The following is a 19,525-nucleotide window of genomic DNA, read 5'->3' as shown; positions in this document are numbered from 1 at the left end:
CGGGACTTCGTCCCTCCTCGACCAACGTGTTGACGACTCAGCGCTCGTGCGCGCGCAGGGCCACGGCCTCGTGCGGCACGGGCGCTGCGTCGTCCCCGAGGGGTACGTCGATGACCGCGCCCGCCGGTGTGTCCCGGCGCGGGACGGGCCCGGGGTGCTGGGCCACGTAGGTCATCACGGCCGCGGCGTCGGCGCGCCGGCCCTGCTCGACCAGCCAGCCGGTGAGCCGGTGCACGGGGGTCAGCCCGGAGTGCACCAGCGACCGCTCGCCCCACAGCGAGGCGACGCCCTCGTGCAGCAGCGCCCACCACTCGTCGTCGCAGCCGGGGATCTCGGTGAAGTAGCGGTGCAGGTCGCCGGCCAGGACCCGGTCGAGGAAGACCTCGGTGACCGCGGAGGAGCCGTGCTCGCGCACGCTGGCCAGTGACATCTGCTTGGTCACCCACCGGTCGCGCAGGTCCTCGACCGAGGAGCGCTGCTGGGTGATCGACGAGCCGTCGGAGCGGATCCGCCAGTGGTAGACGACCTCCGGCAGCACCGCGAAGCGGCGCGCGGCCAGGAACGCGCGGGTGGTGGTGGGCTGGTCCTCGTAGCGCAGGCCCTCGGGCCACGAGAGCCCCTGGTCGTCCCAGAAGGAGCGCCGCACCAGCTTGTTCCACGCGAACACGTCGCCCAGCACCTCGGGGTGCTCCTCGATCGCGACGGTGCGCCGCTCGCGGTGCAGCCGCCGCATCCACGGCGGCTCGACGAGCGCGTCGCCCTCCCACCGCACGATCGAGCCGGTCGCGAGGTCGACCCCGCGCCCGCGCAGGGCGCGCGCCAGGGCGTCGTACGCCGTGGGTGGGACGACGTCGTCGGAGTCGGCGAAGGCCAGCAGCTCGCCGCGGGCGTGCGCGACGCCGGTGTTGCGGGCGGCGCCGAGCCCGTGGTTGTCGGTGTGCACGACCCGGAGCTCGTCGTGGCGCTCGGCCCACTGGTCGGCGATCGCGCCGGAGCCGTCGGTGGAGCCGTCGTCGACGACCACGACCTCGAGCGGGCGGTAGGTCTGCGCGAGCAGGCTCTCGAGGCAGGCGGGCAGGTAGTCGGCCACGTCGTAGACGGGCACGACCACGCTCAGCAGCGGTGCGCGCCGCCCGAACTTCATGGGCCCACGCTATCCAGGACGGGCGCTGCGGCGCGGGCGGGGATAGCATCGCCTCCCGTGAGTGCCGACCCCTTCGCCGTGCCCGCCGACCCGGACCCGTCCAGCTACCCGCGCAAGGTCCTCTTCGTCGCGGGCGCAGGCCGCTCCGGCACCAGCACCATGGCGGGGCTGATGAAGATCCTGGGCCTGCACGTGCCGCAGCCCGAGGTCGAGCCCGACGAGACCAACCCCAAGGGCTTCGCCGAGCCCGCCTGGGCCGTCGAGCACCACTCGCGGCTGCTGCGCGAGGCCGTGGTGCAGGTCAGCGACTCGCGCCCCGACGCGTGGTTCGAGACCGGCCGGGTCTCGGCGCGCGAGCCCGAGCGGATCGCCACCGCCGAGTGGCTCGAGGGCCACTTCGCGGTCAACCCCGAGCTGGTCGTCAAGGACCCGCGGCTGAGCTGGTTCCTCTCGCTGTGGCGCGTCGCCTCGATCCGCTGCGGCGCGACCCCCGTCTTCGCCACGATGCTGCGCCCGCCCTCGGAGGTCGTGGGCAGCAAGCAGAAGTACTACGCCAACCGGCTGGGCTCGGCGCACCTGGCGGCGTCGTGGCTCAACATGCTGCTGCACACCGAGCGCGCCACCCGCGAGTCGGTCGCCGACGGCGGCCGCGTCTTCGTGCGCTACGGCGACCTGCTCGACGACTGGGTCAAGGCGACCAGCCACGTGGGGGAGACCCTCGGGCTGCAGCACGTCGTCAACGCCAAGTCGGAGCGGATCCGCGACGGGCACCGCTTCGTCGACCCCGGCCTGCGCCGCGTCTCCGGCTCGCTCGACGACCTGGGGCTGCCCAAGCGGCTGCACGAGCTGACCGCCGAGACCTGGAACGAGCTCAACAAGCTCGCCGAGCCCGGTGGTGACCAGCCCGAGGTGCACCAGGCGCTCGACCAGCTGCGCGAGACCTACGTCGACCTCTACGAGGAGTCCGAGGCGATCTCGCGCTCCTCGGTGGTCGCGGCCGAGCAGAAGACCCGGCGCGGACGCGACAAGGCCCCCGCCCCAGCGGCTCCCACGCCTGGGCCCGCCGCCCCGGCCCCCGGCTCCGCCGTCGACCGGATCCCGCACGGCCTGCGCGCCGCGATCCCGCCGAGCGTACGACGCGGCCTGCGCAAGGCCGCCGGGCGCGAGCGCTGAGCCGGTCGTGAACGCGATCCGCAACCCCGAGGGCCTGCGCAACATCGAGGGCCACACCGACTTCGACATCACCTGGCCCTGGAACCGGCCGGGTGGCCTGCGCCCCGGCGCCACCGCGGTGCTGCGGGTCAAGGACGAGTCGATGGCGCTGCCGTTCGTGCTGCCGCCGCTGCTGCGCGCCACCGACCACGTGGTCGTGGTCGACAACGGCTCCACCGACGGCACCCCCGAGGTGGCGGCCCGCGCGGCCGCCGACGCCGGGCTGTCCCACAAGCTGACCCAGCTGACGTACCCCTTCGAGGTGGCCCGCGCCGGCGCCGAGCACCTCGCGGTGCACGAGCTGTCGGTGCACTCGCTGTCGTACTTCTACAACTGGTGCTTCGCCCAGGTCGGCACCCGCTACTCCTGGAAGTGGGACGGCGACATGGTGCTGACCACCGAGGGCGAGGTCTCGATGTCCGACCTGACCTGGCAGGTCGGGGGCGTGCAGTCGATCATCCGGGTGCCGCGCCACGGGCTCTACCTCGAGGACGAGTCGCTGGCCTACCTCGACCTGGGGCTGCGCAACGCCGAGGAGTGGGGCTACCCGGTGGGCCCCGACTTCGTCTTCACCAAGGCCTTCGAGTGGGAGATCCGCTCGACGCCCGACAACTGCCGCACCATGGGCCTGCCGCACGGGCTGTGCGTGGAGCTCAAGGACCTGCACGGCGACGAGTTCGCGCACTGGACCGACCCGGCGTCGTTCGCGACCTCGTGGCGCAACCGCCGCAAGCGCCGCGAGTGGGCGGTCTTCCACGCGCTCAAGGAGGGCACCGTGCCGCCGGGCGTGCACGAGATCCGCGCCCCCGAGGGCGTGCACGTCGTCGACCACGTCACCCGCGACTGGCTGCCCCGCGCCCCGCGCCCCCTTCAGGTCGGCTGACCCGGCCCGAACTTCGCGCCGACCCGGCCCGAACTGCGCACTGACCCGGCCCGAACTTCGCACTGACCCGGCCTGAACTTCGCACCGGCGTACGCCGGGTGGTGGCGGGGTCTCGGCGTCGCTCGAGCCTTCGGCCCTCGCTGCTCGACCAACGGCGGCGGTGGGCCAGGTCACACCGTCGCGGGTTACGCGTGTTGCCCGAGCGGCGTACCGTTCATGGGGTATCTGACGGACACGACGTCCGGTACCCACCCCGGCCCCCGCGCCCGCAGCCCCGGCTGCACCGACGTGGGGGTGGTCGGAGGGACTGGAACGAAAGGTTCTGACATGTCTCTCCCCGCACTGCGGGTGGGGGTGATCGGCGCGGGACGCGTCGGCGCCGTCCTCGCTGCCCGCCTGCGCGACGCCGGCCACGAGGTCGTCGCCGCGGCCGGCGCCTCCGACGCCACCCTGGGGCGCATCGCCGCGCTGCTGCCGGGCGTCCCCAACGACAAGCCCACCGCGGTCGCCAGGGCGTGCGACCTGCTGCTGCTGACGGTGCCCGACGACATGCTCGACAACGTCGTCACCACGCTCGCCGGCGCCGGTGCGCTGCGCGAGGGCCAGCTGGTCGTGCACACCTCGGGCCGCCACGGCCTGGCGGTCCTGGAGCCCGCCCGCGCCGCGGGTGCGCGCACCGCGGCCATCCACCCCGCGATGACCTTCACCGGCACCGCGCTCGACCTCGACCGGCTCTCCGGTTGCGTCTTCGGCCTCACCGCCGGCGCCGGGGAGCGCGAGGTCGCCGAGCGGGTCGTCGCCGACCTCGGCGGCCGGGCGATGTGGGTGCCCGAGGAGATGCGCACGCTCTACCACGCCGGTCTGGCGCACGGCGCCAACCACCTGGTCACGCTGGTGACCGAGGCGATGGAGGTGCTGGCCGCCGCCGGTGCCGACGACCCCGCCGGCACCCTGCGACCGCTGCTGGTCGCCGCCCTCGACAACGCGCTCGAGCACGGCGACGCCGCGCTGACCGGCCCGATCGTGCGCGGCGACGTCGGCACCGTGCGCGCCCACCTCGACGACATCACCGCCAACGCCCCCCAGACCAAGGCGTCGTACGTCGCCCTCGCCCGCGCCACGCTCGGGCGGGCGGTCACCGACGGCCGGATCGTGCCGCTGCGGGCGATGCGCATCCACGAGCTGCTCGACGAGCACTCCGCGCCCGACCCCGCCCGGCCGGTGGCCCCGGCGCGTCCCAACGAGCCCGCGGTGACGCGGGAGAGCCGGTGAGCGCCCCGATCCTCGTCCGCACCCGCAGCGAGCTCGCCGAGCAGCTCGCGCCCGCCCGCAGGGACGGCCTGCGGGTCGGGCTGGTGCCGACCATGGGCGCGCTGCACGAGGGGCACGCCTCCCTGGTGCGGGTCGCGCGCGAGCACGTCGGCGGCGGCCCGGTCGTCGTCTCGGTCTTCGTCAACCCGCTGCAGTTCGGCGAGGCCGCCGACCTCGAGACCTACCCGCGCACCCTGGAGGCCGACCTCGAGGTGTGCGCCCGCGAGGGTGCCGACGTCGTCTTCGCGCCCACCGTCGACGAGGTCTACCCCGGCGGCGAGCCCGAGGTCACCGTCGAGCCCGGCCCGCTGGCCGAGGTGCTCGAGGGCCGCACCCGCCCCGGGCACTACCGCGGCGTGCTGACCGTGGTCGCCAAGCTCTTCGGGCTGGTGCGCCCCGACGTCGCGGTCTTCGGCGAGAAGGACTACCAGCAGCTCGTGCTGATCCGCCGGATGGTCGCCGACCTGTGCCAGGGCGTCGAGGTCGTCGGCGCCGAGACCCGCCGCGAGCCCGACGGGCTGGCGATGTCGAGCCGCAACGTGCACCTCGACCCCGAGCAGCGCGAGCAGGCCGTCGCGCTCAGCCGCACCCTGCTGGCCGCCGTCGAGGCGAGCGGGTACGGCGCCAAGGTCGCCCTCGACGCCGCCCGCGGCGAGCTGCGGGCCGCCGAGGGCGTCGACCTCGACTACCTCGAGATCACCGACCCCGCCCTGGCCGCGCTGCCCGACGACGTGCCCGCCGGCACCGACGCGCGGGTGCTGATCGCCGCCCGCGTCGGCAGCACCCGCCTCATCGACAACCTCCCCCTCGTCCTCGGTCGCCCGGCGACCTCCCCCGACCAGCCCCACCACCAGGAGTGATCCGCATGCTGCGCACGATGATGAAGAGCAAGATCCACCGCGCGACGGTGACCCAGGCCGACCTGCACTACGTAGGCTCGGTGACCGTCGACGAGGACCTCCTCGACGCCGCCGACCTGCTGGCCGGCGAGCTGGTGCACATCGTCGACATCACCAACGGCGCCCGCCTCGAGACCTACACGATCGCCGGCGAGCGCGGCTCGGGCGTGATCGGCATCAACGGCGCCGCCGCGCGCCTGGTGCACCCCGGCGACCTGGTCATCCTGATCGCCTACGCCCAGATGGAGACCGCGGAGGCCAAGGAGCTGCAGCCGCACGTCGTCTTCGTCGACGGCGACAACAAGATCATGGCCACCGGCTACGACCCGGCCGAGACCTTCGACGGCCCCGGCCTGGTGCGCGGCGACGTCACCGCCGGTCGCTGAGCGCCACGCCCGAGCCGCGCCCACAGCGCCTGCGACTAGCCTGACGCGATGCCCACCACCAGCCCCGTACGCCGCGTGCCCGGGCGCCTCACCGCGCCCGAGCCCGGCTGGACGACCTCGGCCGACGTCGTGGTCATCGGTTCCGGCATCGCCGGCCTGACCGCGGCCCTGCGCCTCAAGGACGCGCTGGGCCCCGGCGAGAAGGTCCTGGTCGTCACCAAGGACGTGCTCTCCGCGGGCTCGACCCGCTGGGCCCAGGGCGGCATCGCGGCGGCGCTCGGCCCCGAGGACACCCCGGAGGAGCACGAGCGCGACACGCTGGTGGCCGGCGCCGGCGGCTGCGACCTCGAGGCGGTCCGCGCGCTGGTGACAGAGGGCCCCGAAGCGGTGCACGAGCTGATCGGCCTGGGCGCGCAGTTCGACCTCGACCCGCAGGGCGAGCTGTCGCTGACCCGCGAGGGCGGCCACCACCGCGACCGGATCGCCCACGCCGGCGGCGACGCGACCGGCGCGGAGATCCAGCGCGCGCTGGTCGCTGCCGTGGAGCGGGCCCCCGAGATCGAGGTGGTCCAGCACGCGCTGGCCGTCGACCTGCTGCTCGCCGCAGACGGCGGGGTCGCGGGCCTGACCCTGCACGTGATGGGGGAGGGCCAGCGCGACGGGGTCGGCGCGGTGCGCTGCCGCGCGGTGGTGCTGGCCAGCGGCGGCCTGGGCCAGGTCTTCTCCCAGACCACCAACCCCGCGGTCTCCACCGGCGACGGGATGGCGCTGGCGCTGCGGGCCGGGGCGACCCTGCGCGACCTCGAGTTCGTGCAGTTCCACCCCACCGTGATGTACCTGGGCCCCGACTCCGTGGGCCAGCAGCCGCTGATCTCCGAGGCGGTGCGCGGCGAGGGCGCGGTGCTCGTCGGCCCCGACGGCGAGCGGTTCATGCAGGGCGTGCACCCGCTGGCCGACCTCGCGCCCCGCGACGTGGTGGCCAAGGCCATCATGCGGCGGATGCTCGAGACCGGGCTGCCGCACATGTGGCTCGACGCGACCCGCATCGGCGGCGACGAGCCCACGGCGAGCTTCTGGGAGCGCCGCTTCCCGACCATCCTCGCCGTGTGCCGCAGCCACGGCGTCGACCCGGTCACCGACCCGATCCCCGTCGCCCCCGCCTGCCACTACGCCTCCGGCGGGGTGCGCACCGACGTGTGGGGCCGCTCCGACGTGCCCGGGCTCTACGCCACCGGTGAGGCGGCCTGTTCCGGCGTCCACGGCGCCAACCGGCTGGCCTCCAACTCGCTGCTCGAGGGGCTCGTCTTCTCGCGGCGCATCGCCACCGTGCTGCCCGGCGAGCTGCGGCCCTGGGCCGAGCCCGTGCCCGACCGGCGCACCGCCGGGCTCGTGGCTGCCGGCGTACGCCGCCAGGTGCAGGAGGTGATGACCTCGCGGGTGGGCGTGCTGCGCACCGCCGCCGGGCTCGACGAGGCCACCGCCCGGCTCGACGCGCTGGTGGCCACCCCCAGCGACACCGTCGACGTGGCCGCCTGGGAGACCACCAACCTGCTCACCATCAGCGCCGCCCTGGCCGACGCGGCCACCCGACGCGAGGAGACTCGTGGCTCGCACTGGCGCGAGGACCACCCCGAGCGCGACGACGCCGACTGGGCCGGCCACCTCGACGTGGTGATGCGGGACGGCGTCGGCAGCGTCGAGTTCCACCCCGAGCCGGCCAGCGACGCGCTGGTCGCGGTCGGGGCCACCACCAGCGGAGGGACGTCATGATCGCCCGGACCTCGCTCGGCGACCTGCCGCGCGCCCTGGTCGAGGAGCTCGCCGCGGCGGGCCTGGACCCCCGCGGCGTGCACGCCCACGTCGCCGACGCCTTCGAGGAGGACCTGCCCGGCGGCGCCGACGACGTCACCAGCGCCGCGATGCCGCCGATGGGCCACGCGGTCGCCGACGTCGCCGCCCGCGAGGCCGGCGTGGTCGCCGGGCTGGGGGTCGCCGAGATGGCGTTCCGCTACGGCCTGGGCGACGACCTCGAGGTGCTGCACCGGGTGCCCGACGGCTCCCGGGTGAGCCCCGGCGGCGTGGTGATGACGGTCGCCGGCCCCGTCGCCGCGGTGCTGACCGCCGAGCGCACCGCCCTCAACTTCGCCTCGCACCTCTCCGGGGTGGCCACCGCGACCGCCGCGTGGGTGGCCGCCCTCGAGGGCACCTCGGCGCGGGTGCTCGACACCCGCAAGACCCTGCCCGGCTGGCGCTCGCTGCAGAAGTACGCCGTGCGCTGCGGCGGCGGGCTCAACCACCGGATGAGCCTGGTCGACCGGGCGATGGTCAAGGACAACCACGTGGTCGCCGCCGGGGGCGTCGTCGAGGCCTACCGCGCGGTGCGCGCCGCCAGCCCCGACGTGCGCGTCGAGGTCGAGGTCACCGACCTCGACCAGCTGCGCGCGGTGCTCGAGGCGGGCTGCACCGAGGTGCTGCTCGACAACATGGACGACGCGACGATGACCGAGGCGGTGCGCCTGACCGCCGGCCGCGCCGCCCTCGAGGCGTCCGGCGGGCTGACCCTCGAGCGGGCGGGCGCGGTGGCCGCCACCGGAGTCGACTTCATCTCCGTGGGCGCGCTGACCCACTCGGTGCGCGTCTTCGACCTCGGCCTCGACTTCCGCGAGGACTGAGCCGTGGTGCTCCTGGCCGCCGACATCGGCAACGCCCACACGGTGCTGGGGCTCCTCGAGCCCGCGGCCGAGGGGCCCGGCCACGACGTGCTGGCCCACTGGCGGGTCGGCACCGACGAGCGGCGTACGGCCGACGAGTGGGCGGTGCTGCTGCGCGGCCTGCTCGGGCGCCACACCTCCGAGATCGAGGGGCTCGCGGTCTGCTCCACGGTGCCGTCGGTGCTGCACGAGTGGCGCGACATGCTCGGCTCGCACTTCGACGACGTGCCCCGGGTCGTCGTGGAGCCGGGGGTGCGCACCGGCATCCCGGTGCTGATGGACAACCCGCGCGAGGTCGGCAGCGACCGCATCATCAACGCCCTGGCCGTGGCCACCCTGCACTCCGGCCCGGCCGTGGTCGTCGACTTCGGCGGCACCGCCACCACCTTCGACGTGGTCAGCGCCCAGGGCCAGTACGTCGGCGGCGCCATCGCCCCCGGCATCGAGATCAGCCTCGAGGCGCTGGGTCGGCGCGGCGCCCAGCTGCGCAAGGTCGAGCTGGCGCGCCCGCGCTCGGTCATCGCCAAGAACACCGTCGAGGCGCTCCAGTCGGGGATGGTCTTCGGCGCCGCCGCCCAGGTCGAGGGGATCGTGCACCGCATGGTCGCCGAGCTCGGCGTGCGCACCGACGACATGACCGTGGTCGCCACCGGCCACCTGGCCCCGCTGGTGCTCGAGGAGTGCTCGGTCTTCACGATGCACGACCCGTGGCTGACGCTGCGCGGCCTGGGCCTGGTCTTCGACCGCAACCGCTGACGCGCCTCGGTCCCCCCTCGGGTCGTGGTCCGGGTCGTGGTCCGGGTCGTGGTCTGGGTCGTGGTCCGGGTCGTGGTCCCTGGCCGCGCCAGGGCGCGTCCTGGGGCACACGAGTCGAGCCACAACTCAGACCACGACCCAAGCCACGACCCGAACCACGACTCGAGCCGCAATTCGGTCCGCAGCCATTCCCCGGCGCGCGATCCTGCAATTCGACGGACGCTTTCTCGTGGATGCTCAGGTGGCGTCGCAATTGCAGGTAAAGAAAGCCGCGTCAATTGTCGGCGATACGAACGTGATGGCATGATGCACAATGCTGCACGGCGAAACGCAGCAATTGCCCCGCATTAGGCGGTGACGCCTACGGGATCGATATCTCTGTTCGAGCGACAGCAAGGAAGAAAACAAATGGCGCAGAAGGTCCAGATCATTCTCGAGGACGACCTCGACGGCACCGAGGCATCGGAGACCGTCTCCTTCGCACTCGACGGCACCTCCTACGAGATCGACCTGACCGCCGAGAACGCGGCCGAGATGCGCGACGCGTTCGCCCGCTACGTCGGCCACGCGCGCAAGGTCTCCTCCTCGCGCCGCGGCTCGGGGCGTCGCGCGTCGACCGGTGGCGCCGGCTCCTCGGGCGGCCCGAGCACCAAGGACATCCGCGACTGGGCGCGCGAGCAGGGCATGGAGGTCTCCGAGCGGGGCCGCGTGAGCAGCGAGGTGCGCGAGGCGTACGACGCCGCGCACTGACCCGCGCCGCTCCGCAGCACCCCGCAGCACCCCGCACCACCCGGAGGCCCGTTCGCTGACAGCGGACGGGTCTTCGGTCGTGTGGGGGAACGCGTAGGCTGGTCGCGGGGTTGGAACAGATGTCTCCACCGCTCGACGATCGGGCGGGGAATCCCCCACACAGCTTGAGGAGCGATGCCCATGTTCGAGCGGTTTACCGACCGAGCCCGCCGGGTGGTCGTGCTGGCCCAGGAAGAGGCCCGCATGCTCTCCCACAACTACATCGGCACCGAGCACATCCTGCTGGGCCTGATCCACGAGGGCGAGGGCGTGGCCGCGAAGGCGCTGGAGAGCCTCGACATCTCGCTCGAGGCGGTGCGTGCCCAGGTCGAGGAGATCATCGGCCAGGGCCAGCAGGCGCCCAGCGGGCACATCCCCTTCACCCCGCGCGCCAAGAAGGTGCTCGAGCTCTCGCTGCGCGAGGCGCTCCAGCTCGGCCACTCCTACATCGGCACCGAGCACATCCTGCTCGGGCTGATCCGCGAGGGTGAGGGCGTGGCCGCCCAGGTGCTGCAGAAGCTCGGCGCCGACCTCAACCGGGTCCGCCAGCAGGTCATCCAGCTGCTCTCGGGCTTCCAGGGCAAGGAGTCCTCGGCCTCGGCCGCGGCAGCGACCTCGGGTGCCGGCGAGGCGCCGTCCTCGTCGCTGGTGCTCGACCAGTTCGGGCGCAACCTGACCCAGGACGCCCGCGAGGGCAAGCTCGACCCGGTCATCGGTCGTGACCAGGAGATCGAGCGGGTCATGCAGATCCTCTCGCGGCGCACGAAGAACAACCCGGTCCTGATCGGTGAGCCCGGCGTCGGCAAGACCACCGTCGTCGAGGGCCTGGCCGCCGACATCGTCAAGGGCAACGTCCCCGAGACGCTGAAGGACAAGCAGATCTACACCCTCGACCTGGGTGCGCTGGTGGCCGGCTCGCGCTACCGCGGTGACTTCGAGGAGCGCCTCAAGAAGGTGCTCAAGGAGATCCGCACCCGCGGCGACATCGTGCTGTTCATCGACGAGATCCACACCCTCGTCGGGGCCGGCGCGGCCGAGGGCGCGATCGACGCCGCCAGCATCCTCAAGCCGATGCTGGCCCGCGGCGAGCTGCAGACCATCGGTGCGACCACGCTCGACGAGTACCGCAAGCACCTGGAGAAGGACGCCGCGCTCGAGCGCCGCTTCCAGCCGATCCAGGTCGCCGAGCCCTCGATCGCGCACACCATCGAGATGCTCAAGGGCCTGCGCGACCGCTACGAGGCGCACCACCGGGTGACCATCACCGACGAGGCGCTGGTCTCGGCCGCCACCCTGGCCGACCGCTACATCTCCGACCGGTTCCTGCCCGACAAGGCGATCGACCTCATCGACGAGGCCGGCTCGCGCCTGCGCATCCGCCGGATGACCGCGCCCGCCGACCTGCGTGAGTACGACGACAAGATCGACGCGGTGCGGCAGAAGAAGGAGGCCGCCATCGACGGCCAGGACTTCGAGGCCGCCGCTCGTCTGCGCGACGAGGAGAAGCAGCTCATCCTCAAGAAGGCCGAGCGCGAGAAGCAGTGGCGCGCCGGCGACATGGACGAGGTCGCCGAGGTCGACGAGGAGCTGATCGCCGAGGTGCTCGCCGTGGCGACCGGCATCCCGATCGTGAAGCTGTCGGAGGAGGAGTCCTCGCGGCTGCTCAAGATGGAGGACGAGCTGCACAAGCGCGTCATCGGCCAGGACGAGGCCGTCCGGGCCCTGTCGCGGGCGATCCGGCGTACGCGTGCCGGCCTCAAGGACCCCAAGCGTCCCGGTGGTTCGTTCATCTTCGCCGGCCCCTCGGGTGTCGGTAAGACGTGGCTCTCCAAGTCGCTCGCCGAATTCCTCTTCGGTGACGAGGACTCGCTGATCCAGCTCGACATGAGCGAGTTCTCCGAGAAGCACACGGTGAGCCGTCTGTTCGGTTCTCCTCCGGGCTACGTCGGTTATGAAGAGGGCGGTCAGCTGACCGAGAAGGTGCGGCGCAAGCCGTTCTCGGTGGTGCTCTTCGACGAGGTCGAGAAGGCGCACCCCGACATCTTCAACAGCCTGCTGCAGATTCTCGAGGAGGGCCGTCTGACCGATTCACAGGGTCGGGTGGTCGACTTCAAGAACACCGTCATCATCATGACCACCAACCTCGGCACCCGAGACATCGCCAAGTCGGTCCACCTCGGTTTCAACCAGGGTGGCGACGCGGCCGGCTCCTACGAGCTGATGAAGGGCAAGGTCCGCGACGAGCTCAAGCAGCACTTCCGGCCCGAGTTCCTCAACCGTGTCGACGAGACGATCGTCTTCCCGCCGCTCTCGCGCGAGCAGATCGTGCACATGGTCGACAACATGGTCGCCGGTGTGGAGCTGCGGCTGCGCGACCGCGACATGGGCCTGGAGCTGACGCAGACGGCCAAGAACCTGTTGGCCGAGCGGGGCTTCGACCCGGTCCTGGGTGCTCGTCCGCTGCGCCGCACGGTGCAGCGCGAGATCGAGGACACCCTCGCCGAGAAGATGCTCTTCGGCGAGGTCGGCCCCGGCCAGCTGGTGCTGGTCGACGTGGAGGGCGAGGGCGCCGAGGCGACCTTCACCTTCACCGGCCAGAAGGTCGCGGCGCTGCCCGACGTCCCGCCGCTCGAGGCCGCCGGCGCGGTCGAGGGTGCGGACGACGACGGCGGTCCGACCGACGTGCCGAAGGGTGGCCCCGCTCCCGAGTGAGGCGCCTGAGCACAGGCTCGTGACGAGTGCCCCGGACCCTGGTGGGTCCGGGGCACTCGTGCGTCCGGGCCGCGGGACGTCATACCTCTGGCTCGGACGGACGTCCCGCCCGTATGACGTCCCGCGCGCGCCTCAGGGCAGGGCGTAGACGTCGGGCGCGACCTGGGCGACCAGCCGGTCGGCGACCAGGCCGGCCAGGCAGCGGGTGCGCTGCTCCTCGTCGGGCCAGGTCGCCTCCAGCGCCGAGCGGTGCACCGGCGCGTGGCTCTCGCGCAGCACCGCCATCAGCCGGCCCCGGCACTGCCGGTCGGTGCCGTCCCAGGCCTGCGCGCGCCGCGGCGGGCCGTCGTACGCCGGGTGGCCGGCCAGGCGCCACGCGCACTGCTCGGCGACCGGGCAGGCCTCGCAGCGCGGGCCGGTGGCGGTGCAGACCAGCGCGCCGAGCTCCATCACCGCGACCGCCCAGGTGGCCGCGGTGGCGGCGTCGTCGGGCACCAGGGCCGCGGCGGCGTCGCGCTCGGCGCGGGTCAGCGAGCGGCCGGGCAGCTCGGAGCGGCCGACGGCGCGGGCCAGCACCCGGCGCACGTTGGTGTCGAGCACGACGTGACGGCGCCCGAAGGCGAAGCTGGCCACCGCCGCCGCGGTGTAGTCGCCGACCCCGGGCAGGGCCAGCAGGTCGTCGTAACCGGAGGGCACCTGCCCGCCGTGCTCGGCGACGATCGCGGTGGCGGCCGCGTGCAGCCGCAGCGCCCGGCGGGGGTAGCCCAGCCGGCCCCAGGCCCGCACCGCCTCGCCGGTGGGCTCGGCGGCCAGGTCGGCCGGGGTGGGCCAGCGCTCGAGCCAGGTCTCGTGCACCGGCAGCACCCGCGCGACCGGGGTCTGCTGCAGCATCAGCTCGGAGACCAGCACCGACCACGGCGAGGCCTCCGGCCGACGCCAGGGCAGGTCGCGCTGGTGCTCGTCGTACCAGTCCAGGATCGGGGCGTGCAGGTCGCTGGTGGGCATCGGTGACATTCTCCGCCAGGGCCTCGGAGCGCCTCGCCGAGACCCCCGACCATGCTGGCTAGATTGACGCCCCATGAGCACCATGACCCGGGGACCCCACGCGCCCGCGGTCTACTGGCGCCGACGTCTGGTCGTGGCGCTGGTGGCCCTGTTCCTCGTCCTCGGCGCCGCCCGGCTGCTCGGGCTCGGCGGCGACGAGGACACCGCCGAGGAGCAGCTCGTGCAGAGCTCGGCCGAGACGACGGCGGAGACCGAGGAGACGTCGGGGCAGGTCGCCCCCTCGTCGGTGCTGCCGACCAGCGACGCCGCCGCGACCGCCGGTGACGGCACCGGGCAGGGGAGCGGGCAGTCCGGCGGCCAGGGCTCGAAGAAGGGCAAGAAGAAGGCCAAGGCCGCTGCGCCCCCCGAGCCGGTCGGCACGTGCGTGGCCAGCGACGTGCGGGTCGAGCCCGTCGTCGGGTCCGCGGTGGCCGGGCGCAGCGTGACCATCGGGCTCGAGCTGCGCACCCGCGACGCGGTGGCCTGCACGTGGGAGGTCTCGCCCAGCGCGCTGACCATGAAGATCACCTCGGGGCCCGACGAGATCTGGACCAGCCGGCAGTGCCCGAAGGCGGTGCCGACCCAGGAGGTCGTGCTGCGCAACGAGGGCACCACGACGGTCGAGGTCGCGTGGAGCTCGCAACGTTCCGACGAGGGGTGCACCAGGTTTACCGAATGGGCGAAGGCCGGGTTCTACCACGTCACTGCGGCTGCGCTAGGCGGTGAGGCGCGCGACGTGCAGTTCGAGCTGGTGTTGCCCGTGGCGCCCACCATCACCGCCTCGCCCGAGCCCGAGGGCGACGACAAGAAGAAGAGGAAGCAGGACCGCGACTAGCCCTGCGAACGCCCCAGGAGCGTCTCGTCGAGGTGCTCGAGCAGGTCGCGGGGGGTGTCGTGGACGCTGGCGGCGCCGGCCTCGAGCAGCTCGGCGGTGCTGATGCCGCCGGTGCGCAGGCCCAGGCACGCGACCCCGGCGCGCGCCGCCGACTCGACGTCCCACACCGTGTCGCCGAGCATCACCGCACGGTCGGGGGAGACGGAGCCGAGCGCGACCTCGACCAGGTTCGGCGCCGGCTTCGACTCGTCGGCGTCGCCGCCGGCGACCCGGTCGTGCAGCAGGGGTGCGGCGCCCTCGACGACCTCGAGCAGCCGCTCGCTGAGCTCCTTGTCGGCCGAGCTGGCCAGCACCAGGGTGAAGCCGCGGGTGCGCAGCTCCTCCAGCAGCTCGACGGCGCCGTCGGTGGCCACGATCTCGTGGAAGCGCTCGTCGAGGTGCTCCTTGTGGCGGGCCCGCACCTCGTCGCCCACGGCGTTCTCGACGCTCTCGCCCGCCACCGCGGTGACCAGGCGGTCGCCGCCCATCCCGATCGAGCGGTGCAGGCGGTGGGACGCCACGTCGACCCCGACGTCGCGGAAGGCGGCGCGCCAGGCGGCGGTGTGCTGGTAGACCGAGTCGACGAGCGTGCCGTCGAGGTCGAGCAGGACGGTGTCGATGCCGGCGTCGTGGGAAGTCATGGGGGCCACCGTCGCACGCGAGCGCCGATGCGCCTTCACCCCGAGGGGCGTGGGTGCGGCGTACGCCGCCTCAGCTCGCCACAGCCGGCCCCTCGTCGCCTCAGCCCAGCCGGTCGCGCAGCTTGGCCAGCAGCGGCTCGGCGGCCTCGTCGAGGAAGCGCTGCTGCTGCTCGTCGCCGACCTGCACCAGGGCGACGTCGGTGAAGCCGGCGTCCTTGAAGGCGGAGACGGCCTCGACGATCTTGTCGAGGTCGGGGCCGCAGGGGATGTTCTCGGCGACGTCCTCGGGGCGCACGAACTGGGTCGCCCCGGCGAACCCGGAGGTGGTCGGCAGGTCGGCGTTGACCTTCCAGCCGCCGGCGAACCAGCGGAACTGCGCGTGCGCCCGCTCGCGGGCGGCGTCCTCGTCGGGGTCCCAGCAGATGGGGATCTGGCCGATCGCCCGGGCGCCGTCACCGATGCGGGGGGCGCCGTCGACGCCGTTCCAGGAGCTGACCAGGTCGGGGTCGGGCTCGACGGCGATCAGGTCGTCGGCGAGCGGGGCGAAGCGCTGCACGCCCTTGTCGCCGGCCACCGCCAGCGCGAGGCGCACCGGCTCGTCGGGCAGGTCCCAGATGCGGGAGGAGTCGACGTCGAAGTGCTCGCCTCGGTAGGTGACGAGGTCGCCGGCGTGCAGGGCGCGGATGATCTCGAGGGCCTCGACCAGCATCGACTGGCGGGTGTCGACGGCCGGCCACCCGTGCCCGATGGTGTGCTCGTTGAGGTTCTCGCCGCTGCCCAGCCCGAGGGTGAAGCGGCCCTCGGTGAGCACCCCCATGGTCGCGGCCTTCTGGGCCACCACGGCCGGGTGGTACCTCATCGTGGGGCAGGTGATGTAGGTCATCAGCTCCACCCGCTCGGTGACCTGGCTGACCGCGCCGAGCATCGACCAGGCGTACGGCGCGTGGCCCTGCTCGGTGAGCCAGGGGCTGAAGTGGTCGCTGGAGACCTCGAAGTCGAAGCCGGCCCGCTCCGCGGCGGCGGCGTAGCGCACCAGCTCTCGAGGTCCGCTCTGCTCGGTCATCAACGTGTACCCGAATCGCATGCCACCGACGCTAGGAACGGCGCGGGGGGCGGCTGCTCACCCGGTAGGACCGGTTTCGCGTGATTCCCGGCGAACGGGCCCGGGAGCAGGCACCATGTGTGACGCCGTACGACGCAGCGGGGGCGCCGGACGGCACGGGGCAGGCCCCGAACCTTGGACAGGGCCTCCACAGATCGACGAGCGCGCCCGAAAACCTCACCTCCGCGGGTGAAAGGTGCCCTCGTGGGCTCGGCGTGGGGGCGGCGGAGCAGTACGTTCGAGGACGTGTCTACCTCTCGTCCTGTCCGCGTGGCCCTCATCGACAACTTCGAGGTGTCCGTCGTGGGTCTCCGGGCGCTCCTCGCCCCCTTCTCAGGACGCGTGAACCTGCTCGAGCTGCGCACGGCGATGAACAAGCCGTCCGCGGTCGACGTGATCCTCTACGAGCCGGTGCGTCAGTCGCCGACCACCCAGGGGATGCTGCGCGACCTGGTGCGCGCCTCGCAGAAGCAGGCCGTCGTCTACTCCTGGCGCGACCAGGAGGGCGAGCTGCGCGGTTCCTTCGCCGGCCACCTGTCCAAGGCGCTGCCGGCCTCCGACCTGGTCGCGGCGCTGGAGTCGCTGCACGACGGTGGCGAGATGGTCGCGCGGCGCCGGATGCCGGCCGACCCCGGCCCGCTGAGCATCGTCTCGCGGGCCTCGGGCGTCGATGTCGAGCTGACGCCCCGCGAGGCCGAGATCCTGGCCCTGGTCACCCAGGGCCTGACGAACTCCGAGATCGGCGCGCAGCTCTACCTGAGCATCAACTCGGTCAAGACCTACATCCGGGCGGCCTACCGCAAGATCGCGGTCACCCGGCGTGCCCAGGCGGTGGCGTGGGGGATGGAGCACGGCCTCGCGCCGCTCAGCGAGCGCGAGACGGCCGGCGTCTGAGGAAAAATCTGCAGGAGGACCTGCAGGCGCGCAGAAGTTTGCTACTCTCCTCCGCGAACGTACGAGGACACTCCTCGACCGGGTGATGCATCACCAGCGCCGGGTGATTTCGATACGTGTCCGCGGCCCTCGTGGCCGCGACGCAGGCGGTGGGCCCCGACCCTAACGGGGCCCACCGTTCTGTCGTTGTGGGGCGGTCCGTGCCCGCCTGGTGGTCTTCTTCCCCGGCTCGACGCCTCCTAATCCTCCCGAGCCGGACGGATCTCGCACCGGTCTCCGGGCTCCCAGGGCTCGAAGGGCCCTCAGCGTCGTCGACGCGGGTCGAGGCTGACCAGGGCGCCCAGCACCGCCACCGCGCCGGAGACGATCTCGCTGGCGACGGTGGTCTGGGTGTCGTGCGCCCCGATGATGCCCAGCAGGACCAGCACCGCGCCGGTGACGAGGGCGATCGCGGTGGCGACCAGGGTCCGGCCGTGCTGCAGGAGCCACAGCCCGACCAGGAGCAGCACCACCCCGCCGCCCATCGCCCGCCAGGTGCCCACGCGCCCGTCAGGCGTCTCGGGGTAGAGGACCCACTGCGAGAGGGCGAGCCACGCGCCGGCGAGCAGCACCAGCAGGGCGCCCACGGGCACCAGGTTGAGCCGGGTGCCGCGCCGGTCCGCGAGGCGGCGGCGTACGTCGTCGGTGGTCTCCTCGGCGTGCTCGGCCGTCGCCTCGTCGTCCTGGTGGGTGCCGGCGCCGGGCCGCTCGACGGTCTCGCTCTCGCTGCTGACCAGGTCGGCGGGGGAGGAGCCGGTGTCGACGTCCCACATCAGGCCGCTGCGCCAGGCGCCCACCGCCCCGGCGGCCAGCAGCACGCCGCCGATGGTGCCGACGAGGAGGTCGAGCAGGATCACGCCGATCCCCAGCACCACCACCCCGGCGAGCAGCACCAGCAGGCTGGCCCACGTCCACCGGGTGTGCACCGTGTGCGTGGGCCCGCTGAAGTGCGGTTCCTGGTCGTCGGTCGTGCGGTCGGGGGTTCGCTCGTCGGTCATCGTCGGTTGCCACCTCCGTGCTCGGTCTCACCGGCACGGGTACCCCGCCGCGGGCGGGCGCACACCTGCGAAGGGGTGGGCCTACCGGTTCACCGGTCGGGCTGCGGGCCGGTCCGCCGGGCCCGGCACCGAGACGGTCGGGAGGATGTCCAGCACGTCGAGATCACGTGCTCGCCGAGCTGTGCCGGTGAGGGCGTCGTGCCACTCGCGGTGGAAGTACATCAGCGCCCGGGGGACGCAGGCGAAGCAGACGTCGCAGACGGCGACGTGCTCCGGGAGGTCCATGCGCACAGCCTACGGCGGCGCTGGTCGAGTGGGCCCCGTGGGACTCGAACCCACAACCAAGAGATTAAAAGTCTCCTGCTCTGCCAATTGAGCTAGAGGCCCGAGGACCGCCTCCGCCGGGTCTCCCGACGGCCGGACCGGTCCGCGCGGCGAGTATCCCAGACCGCCGCGTCGGGCCGCGAGGAGAGCCCCGCGCCCTGTCGTGGGTACGGCGCTCAGCCCGGGGCGCTGCTCGACGGCACGGGCTGCAGGTCGGCCCCGAAGGCCACGAGCCAGGCCTGCAGCACCGCCTTCTCCAGGGCCGGCCGGTCGCGCAGCACGCCACCGATGGCCAGCCCGCGCAGCAGCGAGAGCAGCCCGTCGCCGAACACCTCGAGGCGCTCGTCGTCGAGGTCACCGACCCGGCCCAGGAGGGGCTCCCTGAGCTGGCGGGCCAGCTCGCGCGCGCCGGGCCCCAGCGCCTCGCGCAGGGCCGGGTCGGTGCGGGCTGCGACCCACAGCTCCAGCCCGGCGACGTACGTCGGGCGCCGCGTGACCTCGTGGAGCACGTCGATGAGCGCCGTCGGGTCGGCGGTGCCCACGGCGCCCTGGATCTCGGCGCCCTGGGCGCGGGCGACGTGGTCGACGGCCGCGACGGCGAGCTCGCGCATCGAGGAGAAGTGGTGGGTCAGCGCCCCGCGGGTCACGCCGGCGCGGGTCTGCACGCGCTGCATGGTCAGGCCGGCGTACCCGTGCTCGACCATCACCTCGACCGCGGCCGAGAGCACCAGGTCGCGGGTGCGCAGGGCGCGTGATTGACGGCGCTCGGGTTCCACGGCACGATCCTCGCAGACCGGAAACAGACC

At 73.3% G+C, this 19,525-nt stretch carries 19 protein-coding genes and 1 tRNA gene; 12 read left to right on the top strand and 8 right to left on the bottom strand.

Translation table 11 applies throughout. The features are described from left to right. Positions 1-37: 37 nt before the first annotated feature. Complete coding sequence (locus tag JOE61_RS07865) at positions 38-1,144, bottom strand: glycosyltransferase family 2 protein (RefSeq protein ID WP_193669937.1); 1,107 nt, start codon at positions 1,142-1,144, stop codon at positions 38-40. A gap of 57 nt (positions 1,145-1,201) precedes the next feature. On the opposite strand from JOE61_RS07865, the gene JOE61_RS07860 reads away from it, so the two are divergent. The 10 genes from JOE61_RS07860 (at position 1,202) to JOE61_RS07815 (ending at position 12,803) form a co-directional block, all read left to right on the top strand. Beyond that, the gene (locus JOE61_RS07860; RefSeq protein ID WP_227492017.1) at positions 1,202-2,317 is read left to right on the top strand and encodes a sulfotransferase family protein; all 1,116 of its coding nucleotides are present in this window, start codon (positions 1,202-1,204) and stop codon (positions 2,315-2,317) included. A gap of 7 nt (positions 2,318-2,324) precedes the next feature. Beyond that, complete coding sequence (locus JOE61_RS07855) at positions 2,325-3,239, top strand: glycosyltransferase (protein ID WP_193669936.1); 915 nt, start codon at positions 2,325-2,327, stop codon at positions 3,237-3,239. A 327-nt stretch (positions 3,240-3,566) separates the two neighbouring features. Next, positions 3,567-4,511: a Rossmann-like and DUF2520 domain-containing protein gene (locus JOE61_RS07850; RefSeq protein WP_193669935.1), complete on the top strand. Its 945-nt coding sequence runs from the start codon at positions 3,567-3,569 to the stop codon at positions 4,509-4,511. After that, positions 4,508-5,410 (top strand): pantoate--beta-alanine ligase, encoded by a 903-nt coding sequence (gene panC, locus JOE61_RS07845; RefSeq protein WP_193669934.1) that lies wholly within the window; start codon positions 4,508-4,510, stop codon positions 5,408-5,410. Before JOE61_RS07850 ends, panC begins: the two co-directional genes overlap by 4 nt. Positions 5,411-5,415: 5 nt before the next feature. Next, complete coding sequence (gene panD, locus JOE61_RS07840) at positions 5,416-5,835, top strand: aspartate 1-decarboxylase (protein WP_193669933.1); 420 nt, start codon at positions 5,416-5,418, stop codon at positions 5,833-5,835. Between the two features lie 48 nt (positions 5,836-5,883). Next, positions 5,884-7,605 (top strand): L-aspartate oxidase, encoded by a 1,722-nt coding sequence (locus tag JOE61_RS07835; protein WP_193669932.1) that lies wholly within the window; start codon positions 5,884-5,886, stop codon positions 7,603-7,605. Next, on the top strand, positions 7,602-8,507 hold the full coding sequence (gene nadC / locus JOE61_RS07830; protein WP_193669931.1) for a carboxylating nicotinate-nucleotide diphosphorylase: 906 nt from the start codon (positions 7,602-7,604) through the stop codon (positions 8,505-8,507). Before JOE61_RS07835 ends, nadC begins: the two co-directional genes overlap by 4 nt. Before the next feature lie 3 nt (positions 8,508-8,510). Further along, complete coding sequence (locus tag JOE61_RS07825) at positions 8,511-9,302, top strand: type III pantothenate kinase (RefSeq protein WP_319804363.1); 792 nt, start codon at positions 8,511-8,513, stop codon at positions 9,300-9,302. 408 nt (positions 9,303-9,710) lie between these two features. After that, the gene (locus JOE61_RS07820) at positions 9,711-10,052 is read left to right on the top strand and encodes a histone-like nucleoid-structuring protein Lsr2 (RefSeq protein ID WP_193669930.1); all 342 of its coding nucleotides are present in this window, start codon (positions 9,711-9,713) and stop codon (positions 10,050-10,052) included. Positions 10,053-10,232: 180 nt separating this feature from the next. Then, positions 10,233-12,803 carry an ATP-dependent Clp protease ATP-binding subunit gene (locus JOE61_RS07815; RefSeq protein WP_204797177.1) on the top strand — a complete coding sequence of 857 codons (2,571 nt, stop codon included), beginning with the start codon at positions 10,233-10,235 and terminating at the stop codon, positions 12,801-12,803. A 132-nt stretch (positions 12,804-12,935) separates the two neighbouring features. On the opposite strand, the gene JOE61_RS07810 is transcribed toward JOE61_RS07815, so the two are convergent. Next, complete coding sequence (locus JOE61_RS07810; RefSeq protein WP_193669929.1) at positions 12,936-13,817, bottom strand: HhH-GPD family protein; 882 nt, start codon at positions 13,815-13,817, stop codon at positions 12,936-12,938. A gap of 64 nt (positions 13,818-13,881) precedes the next feature. Between JOE61_RS07810 and JOE61_RS07805 the strand changes: the two genes are divergently transcribed. Next, complete coding sequence (locus JOE61_RS07805) at positions 13,882-14,682, top strand: hypothetical protein (protein ID WP_193669928.1); 801 nt, start codon at positions 13,882-13,884, stop codon at positions 14,680-14,682. Here the strand turns inward: JOE61_RS07805 and JOE61_RS07800 are convergent. Then, positions 14,679-15,362, bottom strand: coding sequence for an HAD family hydrolase (locus tag JOE61_RS07800; protein ID WP_193669927.1), 684 nt, complete (start codon positions 15,360-15,362; stop codon positions 14,679-14,681). The genes JOE61_RS07805 and JOE61_RS07800 overlap by 4 nt on opposite strands. A gap of 100 nt (positions 15,363-15,462) precedes the next feature. Then, positions 15,463-16,446, bottom strand: a complete 984-nt coding sequence (locus JOE61_RS07795; protein WP_193669926.1) for an LLM class F420-dependent oxidoreductase — start codon at positions 16,444-16,446, stop codon at positions 15,463-15,465. A 264-nt stretch (positions 16,447-16,710) separates the two neighbouring features. On the opposite strand from JOE61_RS07795, the gene JOE61_RS22435 reads away from it, so the two are divergent. Then, positions 16,711-17,358: a helix-turn-helix transcriptional regulator gene (locus JOE61_RS22435; protein WP_193669925.1), complete on the top strand. Its 648-nt coding sequence runs from the start codon at positions 16,711-16,713 to the stop codon at positions 17,356-17,358. Positions 17,359-17,660: 302 nt separating this feature from the next. Here the strand turns inward: JOE61_RS22435 and JOE61_RS07785 are convergent, their stop codons facing one another. The 4 genes from JOE61_RS07785 to JOE61_RS07770 form a co-directional block, all read right to left on the bottom strand. Continuing rightward, on the bottom strand, positions 17,661-18,395 hold the full coding sequence (locus JOE61_RS07785; protein WP_193669924.1) for a hypothetical protein: 735 nt from the start codon (positions 18,393-18,395) through the stop codon (positions 17,661-17,663). Positions 18,396-18,476: 81 nt separating this feature from the next. Further along, positions 18,477-18,680 carry a hypothetical protein gene (locus JOE61_RS07780; RefSeq protein WP_193669923.1) on the bottom strand — a complete coding sequence of 68 codons (204 nt, stop codon included), beginning with the start codon at positions 18,678-18,680 and terminating at the stop codon, positions 18,477-18,479. A gap of 29 nt (positions 18,681-18,709) precedes the next feature. Continuing rightward, positions 18,710-18,782: transfer RNA gene (locus JOE61_RS07775), tRNA-Lys, on the bottom strand. Between the two features lie 113 nt (positions 18,783-18,895). Further along, positions 18,896-19,495 (bottom strand): TetR/AcrR family transcriptional regulator, encoded by a 600-nt coding sequence (locus JOE61_RS07770; RefSeq protein ID WP_204797176.1) that lies wholly within the window; start codon positions 19,493-19,495, stop codon positions 18,896-18,898. Between the last annotated feature and the right edge of the window lie 30 nt (positions 19,496-19,525).

Source organism: Nocardioides salarius, assembly GCF_016907435.1.
Classification (GTDB): domain Bacteria; phylum Actinomycetota; class Actinomycetes; order Propionibacteriales; family Nocardioidaceae; genus Nocardioides; species Nocardioides salarius.
Note: the sequence above shows the minus strand (reverse complement) of the source record. Positions and strands in the feature narration are given on the sequence as shown.